Annotated in this window: 10 protein-coding genes; 5 read left to right on the plus strand and 5 right to left on the minus strand. The window is 61.6% G+C overall.

Annotated features, from left to right (window positions below):
• Nucleotides 1-261: 261 nt before the first annotated feature.
• The 5 genes from astE to ACSPHG_RS13450 form a co-directional block, all read right to left on the minus strand.
• Nucleotides 262-1,227 (minus strand): succinylglutamate desuccinylase, encoded by a 966-nt coding sequence (astE, locus tag ACSPHG_RS13430; RefSeq protein WP_435954028.1) that lies wholly within the window; start codon nucleotides 1,225-1,227, stop codon nucleotides 262-264.
• Between the two features lie 179 nt (nucleotides 1,228-1,406).
• On the minus strand, nucleotides 1,407-2,735 hold the full coding sequence (gene astB / locus ACSPHG_RS13435; RefSeq protein WP_435954029.1) for an N-succinylarginine dihydrolase: 1,329 nt from the start codon (nucleotides 2,733-2,735) through the stop codon (nucleotides 1,407-1,409).
• Nucleotides 2,732-4,210 (minus strand): succinylglutamate-semialdehyde dehydrogenase, encoded by a 1,479-nt coding sequence (gene astD / locus ACSPHG_RS13440; RefSeq protein ID WP_435954030.1) that lies wholly within the window; start codon nucleotides 4,208-4,210, stop codon nucleotides 2,732-2,734. The genes astB and astD overlap by 4 nt, the downstream gene beginning before the upstream one ends.
• On the minus strand, nucleotides 4,207-5,241 hold the full coding sequence (gene astA, locus ACSPHG_RS13445) for an arginine N-succinyltransferase (protein ID WP_435954031.1): 1,035 nt from the start codon (nucleotides 5,239-5,241) through the stop codon (nucleotides 4,207-4,209). The genes astD and astA overlap by 4 nt, the downstream gene beginning before the upstream one ends.
• Complete coding sequence (locus ACSPHG_RS13450; RefSeq protein ID WP_435954032.1) at nucleotides 5,238-6,458, minus strand: aspartate aminotransferase family protein; 1,221 nt, start codon at nucleotides 6,456-6,458, stop codon at nucleotides 5,238-5,240. The genes astA and ACSPHG_RS13450 overlap by 4 nt, the downstream gene beginning before the upstream one ends.
• A gap of 503 nt (nucleotides 6,459-6,961) precedes the next feature.
• Between ACSPHG_RS13450 and xthA the strand changes: the two genes are divergently transcribed.
• From xthA to ACSPHG_RS13475, 5 genes are read left to right on the plus strand one after another with little or no spacing between them, the layout of a single operon-like run.
• Nucleotides 6,962-7,768 (plus strand): exodeoxyribonuclease III, encoded by an 807-nt coding sequence (xthA, locus tag ACSPHG_RS13455; RefSeq protein ID WP_435954033.1) that lies wholly within the window; start codon nucleotides 6,962-6,964, stop codon nucleotides 7,766-7,768.
• A gap of 7 nt (nucleotides 7,769-7,775) precedes the next feature.
• Nucleotides 7,776-8,441 carry a TVP38/TMEM64 family protein gene (locus tag ACSPHG_RS13460; protein ID WP_435954034.1) on the plus strand — a complete coding sequence of 222 codons (666 nt, stop codon included), beginning with the start codon at nucleotides 7,776-7,778 and terminating at the stop codon, nucleotides 8,439-8,441.
• A 10-nt stretch (nucleotides 8,442-8,451) separates the two neighbouring features.
• Nucleotides 8,452-9,627: an ABC transporter substrate-binding protein gene (locus ACSPHG_RS13465; protein ID WP_435954035.1), complete on the plus strand. Its 1,176-nt coding sequence runs from the start codon at nucleotides 8,452-8,454 to the stop codon at nucleotides 9,625-9,627.
• Nucleotides 9,624-11,207, plus strand: coding sequence for an ABC transporter permease family protein (locus tag ACSPHG_RS13470; RefSeq protein ID WP_435954036.1), 1,584 nt, complete (start codon nucleotides 9,624-9,626; stop codon nucleotides 11,205-11,207). The genes ACSPHG_RS13465 and ACSPHG_RS13470 overlap by 4 nt, the downstream gene beginning before the upstream one ends.
• Entirely contained in the window at nucleotides 11,207-11,830 is a 624-nt protein-coding gene (locus ACSPHG_RS13475) for an ATP-binding cassette domain-containing protein (protein WP_435954037.1), read from the plus strand. Before ACSPHG_RS13470 ends, ACSPHG_RS13475 begins: the two co-directional genes overlap by 1 nt.
• The last annotated feature ends 28 nt before the right edge of the window (nucleotides 11,831-11,858 follow it).

Genomic DNA, 11,858 nt, shown 5'->3' on the forward strand with positions numbered 1-11,858 from the left:
TACGGGAGGTATCGTCAAGGAGTCGGTAGCATCGGTAAAGCATTGAAAGGGTAAAAAACAATCTTGCAGCAATTATGGAGAAAATAAGAATAAAGGCGGGGAGAATTGCAACGAAATATAACAATATGTTGATTTTAAAGAAATTATGAAGAGAGTGTATATGATTTAAGGCGTCGAAGAAAGCAGCAGCTTCGGATTTATCCGTATATTGATAACGCGCCGGGATTAAATAAACGGCTCTTGCGTTAAGAGCCGACTAAATTATATTTCCCGCAGCATCAAACCCGCCCGTAAACCCAGGGCAACGTTGGGGTTGGGGAATAAAACAAACTCTTTATCTTCCTGCACCACGTAGCGCGTGCTGCCGTCTTCGGCCAGCAGCGTGCCTTTCGGAAAGGCGGTGAAGTTTTGCGTCTGCTCGCCCATGTGCAGCACGAAGGTTTCCGACAAACGAGTGATCTGCTGCGCCACCTCGTAATGCAGCGGTTCGGCCTCGGCAATAGGCAGCTCCCCGCCGACAAGCAGCGCCCCAAGCGCCCGCTTCGTCACCTCAAACTGGCTAAGGTCATTTTTGCCGAACGGCTGCGCCTTGCCCAGCTCGAGCGTGCAGCTCAGCGCCGTAAAGTGCTCGCCGCTAAAGTGGCTGAAGGTGCCGCCCGGCTCGCGGTGAAAGACCAGCGCCTGTAGCCCCGCGCAGCCCATCCAGGTGAGAAAACCCGGATCGTAAGGCACGGCCCGCGCGGGCAGCACGCCAAAACGAGGGTGGTAAGAGCTGCGAATCGCGGTGTGCATATCAAGATGCCAGAGAACGGCCTCTTCGCCCTGTGACCAGAACAGCTCAAGCGCGTGTTCAAGGCGGCAGGCCCGCTGGGTTTCAATGCTTTCCGGAAACTGCTGCCAGCGCCCGCCGAACATGCGGTTCATGTCGCTGTGCATAAAACGTTTGTTGTGGCGCAGCGCCGCCGGGTTGCCAAGAATAACCAGCAGCCGCCACTGAAGCGGCATGTTTCCCGCCAGCAGCTCATCCACCAGCTCGGCGAGGATTTCGACCGGTGCCGTTTCGTTGCCGTGCACCCCGGCCGACAGCACCAGCGCCTTATCCACGGGCTGGTTTGGCGTAATCGTTAAAATACCTTCGTCACACAGCTGCCAGTGCAGATGCGCGTTTTTCCCTTCGGTTTGCGTTGGCGCTTTCCCCGCCAGGGTCTGCGCCAGAAAATCCAGCATTGTGCCTCCTTTATGTATGCATCGTTGGGCCGCTATGTTGGATGGCGCTTACGCTTATCCAACCTACAAACCAAACAGAATTCGTAGGGCGCTTCCATTTATCCAAGCTACTTATCCAAGCTACGAACTAAAAACCTGCAGGGCGGATAGGTGATGCGCCGTCCGCCGCTATCCGTGCATTAAAGCTGAAACGGATAAACTGACCCTAAGTCTAGTATACGCGTCAGCTCGTCGAGCGCGTCTCTTCCTTCGCGCAGCAGCTGCGGGTCCGCCAGGTCGGCCTGCGTCAGGCGGTCGCGATACCAGCGGTCCACCCAGCTATTCAGCGTTTCAAACAGCGCGTCGTTCATCATGACGGCCGGATTGACCGCCTGCTGCTCGGCCTCGGTCAGGACGACGCGCAGGCGCAGACACGCCGGGCCGCCGCCGTTCGCCATGCTTTCGCGCAGGTCGAACACCTTCAGTTCGCTAATGGGATTATCCGCCTCCAGCAGCTCGTTGAGATAGCGCCACACGCCCGCATGCTGGCGGGCCTCTTCCGGCAGGATCAGCATCATGCTGCCGTCGTCGCGGCTCAGCAGCTGGCTGTTAAACAGATAGGTAGCAACGGCGTCCGCCACGGAAACCCGGTTTGCCGGGACCTCAACGGCCGAAAAGCCCGCTACTTTCTCACGTAGGGTTTGATAAAGCTCGCGCTGATGCAAAAAAGCCTGCTCGTGGCAGAACAACACCTGGCGGTTGGAGACCGCAATCACGTCGTTGTGGAACACGCCCTGGTCGATAACCGCCGGGTTCTGCTGGGCGTAAACCACCTGCTCGGGGTTAACCTGGTTAAGACGAGCCACGGCCCGGCTTGCCTCAAGCGTCTGGCGGGCCGGGTAGCGCGCCGGGATCAGCCCCGCCTTCGCCTCCTCGCGCCCGTAGACGAAAAGCTGCACGCAGGGATCGCCGTACGTCCCGCCGAGGCGGTTGTGGTTCGCTGCCCCTTCGTCGCCAAACATGGCCACCTGCGGCAGCGCGCCGTGCACGCTGAAATACTGCTCGTTGTGAAAGATGGCGTGCAGCAAGCTTTCGGTGGTCGGCGCTTCGCTTGCGCGGTGGAATTTGTTGTTCAGGTTGGCGACCGTCAGGTGCACCTTGCCGTCCAGGCTGTCCGCCGAAGGGGAAACGGTTGCCGCGTTCGCCACCCACATAGAGGACGCAGAGCTTGCGGCAGAAAGCAGCTGCGGAGCCTGCTTCGCGGCACGCTCAACGACCTGCGCGTCGCTGCCGGTAAAGCCAAGCTGGCGCAGCACGGGCACGTTCGGGCGCTCCTGCGGCGGGATCACGCCCTGCACAAATCCGGCATCGGCCAGCGCTTTCATCTTCAGCAGGCCCTGTTTAGCCGCAAGCTTCGGGTTGGAAACCCGATACTGATGCCTGGTGGACGCTTCGTTGCCGAACGACAGCCCGGCGTAGTGGTGGGTCAACCCCACCAGGCCGTCAAAATTGACCTCGCGGGCTTTCATGGCTGCTCCTCACGGCTGAAATCAAGCCCCGGGCTGAGCGTTTCCGGCAGCGAAAATCTCGAGCTTTCCAGCGTCGCCATCGGCCAGGCGCAGTAGTCCGCCGCGTACCAGGCGCTGGCGCGGTGGTTGCCGGAGGCGCCCACGCCGCCAAAGGGTGCGGTGCTCGCCGCCCCGGTCAGAGGTTTGTTCCAGTTAACGATACCGGCGCGCGCCTCAAGCAGCAGCTGTTCGAACTGCTCGCGGCTCGGGGAAATCAGCCCGCTCGCCAGCCCGAATCGCGTGTCGTTCGCCATGCGGATAGCATCGTCAAAGCTGTCGTAGCGGTACACCGCCAGCAGCGGGCCGAAGACTTCTTCATCCGGCACGTTCGCCACGTCGGTCAGCTCGACAATCCCCGGCGTGAGCAGAGAAGTGCCCGCTTCAACAAGCTTCGGCTCAAGCAACGCTTTACCGCCGCGCGCCAGATGTTCCTGCCACGCGGTCAGCACGCGCTCTGCGGCCTGCGCGGAAATCAGCCCGCCGATAAACGGCTGCGGCTCGGCGTCCCACGCGCCGGGCTTAATGCGCGACGCCACTTCCACCAGACGCCTGATAAACGCGTCGCCCTGCTCGCCCGTCTTCACCAGCAGGCGGCGGGCGCAGGTGCAGCGCTGCCCGGCGGTGATAAACGCGGACTGAATCGCCAGATGCACGGCACCGTCCAGATCCAGCGGATCCTCAACGATTAACGGGTTATTGCCGCCCATTTCCAGCGCGAGAATTTTCTCCGGCTGCCCGGCAAACTGGCGGTGCAGCTGGTAGCCGGTGTTGGCGCTGCCGGTAAACAGCAGGCCGTCAAGACTGCTCTGCTGCGCCAGCGCCTGGCCGGTTTCCCGCCCGCCCTGCACCAGGTTCAGCACGCCGGGCGGCACGCCAGCCTCTTCCCACAGCTTCATCACCTGTTCGCCGATGCGCGGCGTCAGCTCGCTCGGCTTGAGAATAATCGTGTTGCCCGCCAGCAGGCCGGGAACGATATGGCCGTTCGGCAGGTGGCCCGGCAGGTTATAAGGCCCAAAAACCGCCAGCACGCCGTGGGGACGATGGCGCAACGTTGCCGCGCCGTCCGGCATGACGGTGTGCGTTTCGCCGGTACGCGTGTGGTATGCCTTAATGGAAATGGCGATTTTGTTAATCATCGCGGTGGCCTCGGTCGCCGCCTCCCAGCGCGGCTTGCCGGTTTCCTGGGCGATGGTGGCGGTCAGCGCATCTTTGTTTTCTTCCAGCAGGCGAGCGAACTGCTCAACGATGGCCTGGCGTTCGGCAAAGCTTTTTTTGGCCCACGCCGGGAATGCCGCACGTGCAGCGCCACAGGCAGACGCAACCTGCTCGCCGTCCGCGGCCTGGCCTTCCCAAAGCAGATCGCCGTTCACCGGGTTGTGCTTTTGCATCGCTTCGCCGCGGCCTGCGGTCCATGTTCCGTTAATCCACTGGGTCATACTTTTTTCTCCTCGGGGCACAGGCGCACCAGGCGCACCCTGTCGCCCGCGCTGCATTTCAGGGCATCCGCCGTAGCGGCATCAATCACCAGCCGGTCGCCTTTCGGGTTGGCCTTAACCAGCGTCGCGCGGAAATTATCGTATTTTTCATTCGCCACCAGGCACATCGGCAGCTCGTCGGTCGCGGGCTGACCGATAGCTACCTCCACCATGCGGCTTTTGCGAATGGCGCGCACGCGGTCGATATCGCATTCCAGCGTCGGGCCGCCGTCGAAAATATCGACGTAGTTGCGGTAGCGGAATCCTTCCGCCTCAAGCACCGCGCGGGCTGGGGCAGTTTGCGGATGAACCTGGCCGATAACCGCCTGGGCTTCCGGCGACAAAAAGTCGGTATAAATGGGGTGTTTGGGCATCAGCTCGGCGATAAACGCCTTTTGCCCGGTGCCGCACAGGTAGTCGGCGCGGCTGAACTCCATCGAGAAGAAGCGGTTGCCGAGGCTTTCCCAGAACGGCGAATGGCCGTGCTCGTCGCTAACGCCGCGCATCTCCGCCACGACCTTCTCGTTAAAGCGTTCACGAAACGCCGCCATAAACAGAAAGCGCGATTTCGCCAGCAGGTAGCCGTTGCCCTCTTTGCGCCAGTCGGGGTCAAGGAACAGCGAGCACAGTTCGCTGCTGCCCGTATGGTCGTTGCTCAGGAACAGCGTCGGCAGGGCGTTGTAGATGTTCAGCTCTTTCGAGGCGTGGACCAGGGTACCGAACTTGTAGTTGTACCAGGGATCGTTAAGGCCCACGGCAACTTCAATGGCGCAGATGCCAACAACCCTGCCGCTGCTGGACTCTTCGAGCACGAAAACGTAGCCCTGGTCGCCCTTCGGCAGCCCGCCTTGCCAGGTTTTAATCGACCTGTCGATGCGTTCCGCCAGCGTCTTTTCATCGGCGGGCAGCGACGTCAGCCCGCCCCCCGTTTTACCCGCAAGCGCCAGCAGCCCGGGCAGGTCGCCGCGCTCGATTGGCCGGATCGTCATCATGATTTTTCTCCCGCAAGAAAGCGTTCACAGGCGCGTTCAAAGCGGTCAAGTCCCTTTTGCACTTCCGCCTCGCTTACGATAAGCGCGGGCGCGAAGCGCACCACGTTGGCACCGGCAATCAGGATCATCAGTCCTTCCTGCGCTGCGGCCTGTAGAATAAGTTTAGCCTTCCCGGCGTATTCCTGTTGCAGCACGCAGCCGAGCAGCAGGCCCAGGCCACGCACTTCGCTAAACAGCTGATGCTTCTGGTTAATTTTATTCAGACGTTCAACAAACCATTCATGGCGCTGCTTCACGCCGTCGAGCACTTCAGGCGTGTTGATAATCTCCATCACGCGCCCGGCGACGGCCCCGGCCAGCGGGTTGCCGCCGTAGGTTGTGCCATGGGTGCCCACCACCATCACTTTGGAGAACTTATCGGTGGTCAGCATCGCGCCAATTGGGAAGCCGCCGCCCAGCGCTTTCGCGGTGGAGAGCACGTCCGGCACGATGCCGTAGTGCATGTAGGCATACAGCGAGCCGGTGCGGCCCACGCCGGTCTGCACTTCGTCGAAAATCAGCACCGCGTTATGGCGGTCGCACAGCTCGCGCAGCCCCTGCAGGAACGTTGGGTCCGCGGGCACCACGCCGCCCTCGCCCTGCATCGGCTCGACGATCACCGCGCAGGTGTTTTCATTAATTAACTCGCTTGCAGACTGAAGATCGTTATACACCGCGTGGCTGATTTGCGGCGGCAGCGGCGCAAAGTCCTGGGAATAGGCAGGCTGCCCGCCGGCGGATACGGTGAACAGCGTGCGGCCGTGGAAAGCGTTTTTGAACGCCACGATGCCGCTTTTCTGCGGGCCGAAGTTGTCGTGGGCGTATTTACGAGCGAGCTTGAGCGCCGCCTCGTTCGCCTCCGCGCCGGAGTTACAGAAGAAAACCTTATCGGCAAAGGTCGCGTCGATAAGCTGTTTTGCCAGGCGCAAAATCGGCTCGTTGGTGTAGCCGTTGCCGGTGTGCCAGAACTTAGCCGCCTGGGCCTCCAGCGCCTGGCGCAGGTCCGGGTTCGCATGCCCCAAGGCGTTAACCGCAATCCCGCCCGCAAAATCGATGTAGTCCTTGCCCTGCTGATCCCACAGGGTGGAACCTTCGCCGCGTACCGGAATAAAAGCCGCAGGGGCGTAAACGGGCATCATCCATTCGTCGAAGTTCTGGCGTGTAATTGACTGCTGCATAGCGACCTCTTCCGGTAAATAAAAAGTAATTTAAATGTTAAATAATTGAGTGTTTGCGCTGTAAATGTAGATTGCAGCCTTCGTGCCAGCCAGAGGCAAAAGTGCATAACGAGAGGTAGCTAACGGAAAATCAACGGCTTAGATACGGTTTATATGCAGATAATGTGAATAATAAGTGCATAGTTTTACGAGCGGGGCGGGTTTGCGGCATGAAAACAAGAAATATTATGCACCGGTAAAATATAATGCTGGATTTGTGATCGTACGCGAGATTTGCCTGCCGATTACGCCCCAAAACGGGGCTGCGCGCGCCATATTGGTGCGGATATTGCTCTAATAAGCTGCCCGGCCGTTAGATGACGCTGGCGCTTATCTAACCTAAGACCGATTCATAGAGCGGATAAGCGAAGTGTAAAACCGGCCTCTGGCAACACGGCCGCAGCATTTATTGACGTTTTCTGCTAACATCCTGCCACCCTGATTTGTCACCACGGCAGCGACTCATGAAATTTGTCTCTTTTAATATCAACGGCCTGCGCGCCCGTCCGCACCAGCTTGAAGCCATTATCGAACAGCACCAGCCGGACGTTATCGGCCTGCAGGAAACGAAAGTGCACGACGACATGTTCCCGCTCGAGGATGTCGCGAAGCTGGGGTACAACGTCTTTTATCACGGCCAGAAGGGCCACTATGGCGTTGCCCTGCTGACCAAAGAAACGCCGATCGCGGTGCGCCGCGGCTTCCCGAACGACGATGAAGAGGCCCAGCGCCGCATCATCATGGCGGAAATCCCTTCCCCGCTGGGCAACCTGACCGTGATTAACGGCTACTTCCCGCAGGGCGAAAGCCGCGACCATCCGACAAAATTCCCGGCAAAAGCGAAGTTCTACCGGGATCTGCAGGATTACCTGGAGAACGAGCTGAACAAAGACAACCCGGTGCTGATCATGGGCGACGTGAACATCAGCCCGACGGATCTGGATATCGGCATCGGTGAAGACAGCCGCAAGCGCTGGCTGCGCACCGGCAAATGCTCCTTCCTCCCGGAAGAGCGCGAGTGGATGGAACGCCTGATGAACTGGGGCCTGGTGGACACCTTCCGCCACGCCAACCCGGAAACGCAGGACAAATTCTCGTGGTTTGACTACCGCTCGAAGGGCTTTGATGATAACCGCGGCCTGCGCATCGACCTGCTGCTGGCAAGCAAACCGCTTGCGGAACGCTGCATCGCCACCGGCATTGATTACGACATCCGCAGCATGGAAAAGCCGTCTGACCACGCTCCGGTCTGGGCGCAGTTCAAGCTCTGAGGCGCGCGTGCGCAAGCTGCTTTTTGCCGCGCTGATAGCCGTAGTGGCGCTGGTTCTGCTCCTTTTGCCGCCGGGTGCGATTAGCCTGGCGGCAGTGCAACATTACCAGGTTCAGCTTTCTGCCTGGCAAGCCGGCCACCCGCTGCTCGCGGCGGCGGCCTTTTTCCTCTGCTACGTCATCGTCACCACGCTTTCCATTCCCGGTGCTACGCTGTTAACGCTGCTGGGCGGCGCTTTGTTCGGCCTGCTGCAGGGCACCGTGCTGGTGGCGCTGGCGGCAACCTGCGGCGCGACGTTGGCTATGCTTATCAGCCGCTACCTGCTGCGCGACTGGGTGCAAAGAAGGTTTGCCCGCATGATGGACACGGTGAACCGTGGCGTGGAACGGGACGGCGCGCGCTACCTGTTCGCCCTGCGCCTCGCGCCGGTTTTCCCTTTCTTCCTGGTCAACCTGCTGATGGGCCTGACGCCGATTTCCGTCGGCCGCTATTTTGCCGTCAGCCTGGTCGCCATGCTCCCCGCCATCGTCGTGTATCTCAACGCCGGACGGGAACTTAGCCAGCTGCGGTCGCTGGCGGATATCCTCACGCCGGGCATGGTGCTGACGTTCGCGCTGCTCGGCCTGCTGCCGCTGGTTTCGCGCTGGGTGGTTCGCCTCGCGCAACAAAAATAAGGACTCGATTTTGCGTTTATGCTCTCTGCTGCTTTCCCTTCTCACCTTTAGCTTTGCCGCCACGGCGCAGCAGCCCGCGTGGGATGCGCTGCGCGAACAGGCCAGGGGACAGACGGTATACTTCAACGCCTGGGGTGGCGATCCGGCGGTCAACGCCTACGTCGAGTGGGCGGGCGGCGAGCTAAAAGAGCACTACGGCGTGACGCTGAAAATGGTTCGCCTGTCCGACGCCGCCGATGCGGTGAAGCGCATCCAGAGCGAGGCCGCCGCCGGGCGCAAAGACAACGGTTCGGTCGACCTGCTGTGGGTGAACGGCGAAAACTTCCATACGCTCAAGCGCGCGGGCCTGCTCGCTGAGGGATGGGCAGAAACGCTGCCGAACTGGCGCTACGTCGACCAGCGCAAACCCGTGCGCGAGGATTTTTCCGAGCCGGTAGACGGAGCGGAAGCCCCGTGGGGCAGCGCGCAGCTGATGTTTATCGGCGACAGGCAGCGCACCTCCGCCTTCCCGCGCGATGCCGACGCGCTGCTGGCGTTTGCTAAAGCGAACCCGGGCAGGGTGAGCTATCCGCGCCCGCCCGATTTCACCGGTACCGCTTTCTTAGAGCAGATGCTGATCGTGCTGACCGACCAGCCGCAGGCGCTGCGCGAGCCGCCCAACCCGGCGACCTTCGAAAACGTCGCCGCCCCGCTCTGGCGCTACCTCGACCGGCTGCATCCTTACCTGTGGCGCGAGGGGAAATCCTTCCCGCCCACGCCCGCGCGCATGGACCGCATGCTGGCGGACAGCGAACTTCTGCTGTCGATAACCTTTAACCCGGCCCACGTCGACAACCTGATTGCCCGCCGACAGCTTCCGGCGACCGCCCGTGCGTTCGGCTTTAGCCAGGGCATGCTCGGCAACGTGCACTTCGTGGCGATCCCGGCGAACGCCAAAGCGAATGCTGCAGCCCAGGTGGTGGCGAATTTCCTGATGTCCCCGCAGGCGCAGATCCGCAAGGCCGATGCAGAAGTGTGGGGCGACCCGACGATTCTCGACGGTAAACTTCTGCCCGCCCCGCTTGGCGAACGGCTGGCAAAACATGTTCCCGCAAGCCTTGAGCCGGTGCCGTTCCTTGCCGAGCCGAATGCGGCGTGGGTTGCGGCTATCGAAAAAGCCTGGCTTGAGCGCTACGGTTCGCGATGAGCCGCAGGGTTTCGCTCGCGCAGGGGCTGGCCTGGCTTTTTATGAGCCTGGTGTTTCTCCCGCTCATCCCCGGCCTCGGCCTGATGGCAGCCCCCCTGTCCGGGGGTGAAGTCTGGCTGGCCGTCTTGCGCGACGCGCAGTTTCCCCTGGCCGCAGCGGCCACTTTAGTTTCTACCGCAGTGAGCGTCTGTCTTTCCCTCGGCCTGGCGCTGGTTATTCTCTGCGGCCTGTGGCCCGGCGCGCGCTGGCAGCGCTACGTCCGCCAGCTTCCGCTCCTGCTCGCCTTCCCCCACGTCGCCTTCGCAAGCGGCCTGCTGTACCTGTTTACCGACAACGGCTGGCTGGCGCGGCTGCTTTCACTCTCGCTTTCTGCGGATAACTTCGGCGTCGGGCTGGGCGTTACGCTGGCGCTGAAAGAGGCCTGGTTCCTGCTGTGGTTTGCCACCACCCAGCTTGACCGCCAGCGGCTTGAGCGGGAGCTTACGGTGGCCCGGACGCTGGGCTACGGCGCGCTGCACGCCCGCCTGCTGGTGCTGGTTCCGCAGCTTTTGCCGCGCATAGGCTGGACGCTGGTGGCGGTTGCCGCCTACAGCCTGTCGGTGGTGGACGTGGCGACGATCCTCGGGCCTTCCAATCCGCCGACGCTTGCCGTGCTGGCCTGGCAATGGATTAACGACGGCGACCCGCAGCAGCAGGCGATGGGCATGGCCGCGTCCCTGCTGCTGCTAGCCCTGCTGGCCACTTTTGCCGTCGGTGGAAAAACGCTGTGGCTGGCCGCCCGTGGCTATCTGACGCGGTTTTCAGGGGCGCGTCACGGGGCGGATATCCAACGTTTGTCGTCCTGCGCAGGGGCGGGAATGTCGCTCATCGGGCTTGCCTCACTGCTGATGCTGGCGATTTGGTCCCTTGCGCTGGGCTGGTTTTACCCGGCGCTGCTGCCGGACGAACTCACGCTGTTTGGCTGGCTTTCTGCCAGCTACGAGCCGCTGATAACCGCCCTTTTGCTGGCGCTGGCGAGCGGTTTTATCGCGGTGATGTGCGTTTTGCTGTGGCTTGAAGGCGGCCCGCGCCGCTGCGACTTTTTTGTTTTGCTGCCGCTGGTGCTGCCCGCTTTACCGCTCGCCGCCGGGCAGTATCAGGTCTTACTGACTATCATGCAGGAAGGCACCTGGCAGGCCGTTATCTGGAGCCACCTGCTGTGGGTCGTTCCCTACACGCTGCTGGTGCTCAAGCCCGCGTGGCTTAAGCTTGACCCGCGTCACGCCACCGTCGCCGCGACCTTCGGATGGACCGGCTGGAAGATTTTGTGGCGTATCAAGGTGCCGCTTTTGGTGCGCCCGCTGCTCGGCGCGCTTGCCGTGGGCTTCTCCGTAAGCGTGGCGCAGTACCTGCCGACGCTGTACGCTGGCGCGGGCCGTTTTACCACCGTTACCACCGAGGCGGTAGCGCTCAGCAGCGGCGGCGACCCGCAGCAGCAGGCGGTTCAGGCCCTTCTGCAAACGCTGCTGCCCGCCGCGATGTTTATCCTCGCGGGCAGGCTTAGCCGCCTGATCTGCCATTATCGACAAGGATTACGCTAATGCTCAGCGTCCGCGACTGTTCCCTTTCCCTTGGCGCAACCCCGCTCCTGCAACACATCAGCTTTGACGTGATGCCCGGCGAAATCCTCACGCTGATGGGACCGTCGGGCGTGGGAAAATCGACGTTCTTGAGCTGGATGATCGGGGCTTTGCCGCCCGCGTTCCGCGCCCACGGCGAGCTGGTGCTGGGCAACCTGCGCCGCGACGGGCTGCCTACCGAACGCCGCCGCATCGGCATTTTGTTTCAGGACGCGCTGCTCTTTCCCCATCTTAACGTCGGGCAAAATCTGGCGATGGCCGTACCTGGCCGGGAAAAAGACCGCGAGCATCGCCGCAAGCGGGTGGCGCAAGCGTTAGAAAACGCCGGGCTTGCGGGCTACGGCGAACGCGATCCCGCTACGCTTTCCGGTGGCGAGCGCGCGCGGGTTAGCGTTCTGCGGGCGCTGCTCGCCGAGCCTGAGGCGCTGCTGCTGGATGAGCCTTTTTCCCGGCTGGACAGGCGCCTTCGCGCCCAGTTTCGCCAGTTCGTCTGGGATGTGGTGGCGGAGCAGAAGCTGCCCGTCGTGCTGGTTACCCACGATGAGCAGGACGTGCCCGCGGGCGGCAAAGTCATCACTCTATGAGGTATCGCAAAGAAAGCGGCGCGCGCAT

Origin of the sequence: Dryocola baronae, assembly GCF_051297175.1 — a bacterium.
Taxonomy (GTDB): domain Bacteria; phylum Pseudomonadota; class Gammaproteobacteria; order Enterobacterales; family Enterobacteriaceae; genus Dryocola.

Coding starts and splice junctions, on each gene's coding strand:
- astB (WP_435954029.1), bottom strand. CDS start 2,735: ATGAAAGCCCGCGAGGTCAATTTTGACGGCCTGGTGGGGTTGACCCAC.
- astE (WP_435954028.1), bottom strand. CDS start 1,227: ATGCTGGATTTTCTGGCGCAGACCCTGGCGGGGAAAGCGCCAACGCAA.
- ACSPHG_RS13470 (WP_435954036.1), top strand. CDS start 9,624: ATGAGCCGCAGGGTTTCGCTCGCGCAGGGGCTGGCCTGGCTTTTTATG.
- xthA (WP_435954033.1), top strand. CDS start 6,962: ATGAAATTTGTCTCTTTTAATATCAACGGCCTGCGCGCCCGTCCGCAC.
- astD (WP_435954030.1), bottom strand. CDS start 4,210: ATGACCCAGTGGATTAACGGAACATGGACCGCAGGCCGCGGCGAAGCG.
- ACSPHG_RS13475 (WP_435954037.1), top strand. CDS start 11,207: ATGCTCAGCGTCCGCGACTGTTCCCTTTCCCTTGGCGCAACCCCGCTC.
- astA (WP_435954031.1), bottom strand. CDS start 5,241: ATGATGACGATCCGGCCAATCGAGCGCGGCGACCTGCCCGGGCTGCTG.
- ACSPHG_RS13450 (WP_435954032.1), bottom strand. CDS start 6,458: ATGCAGCAGTCAATTACACGCCAGAACTTCGACGAATGGATGATGCCC.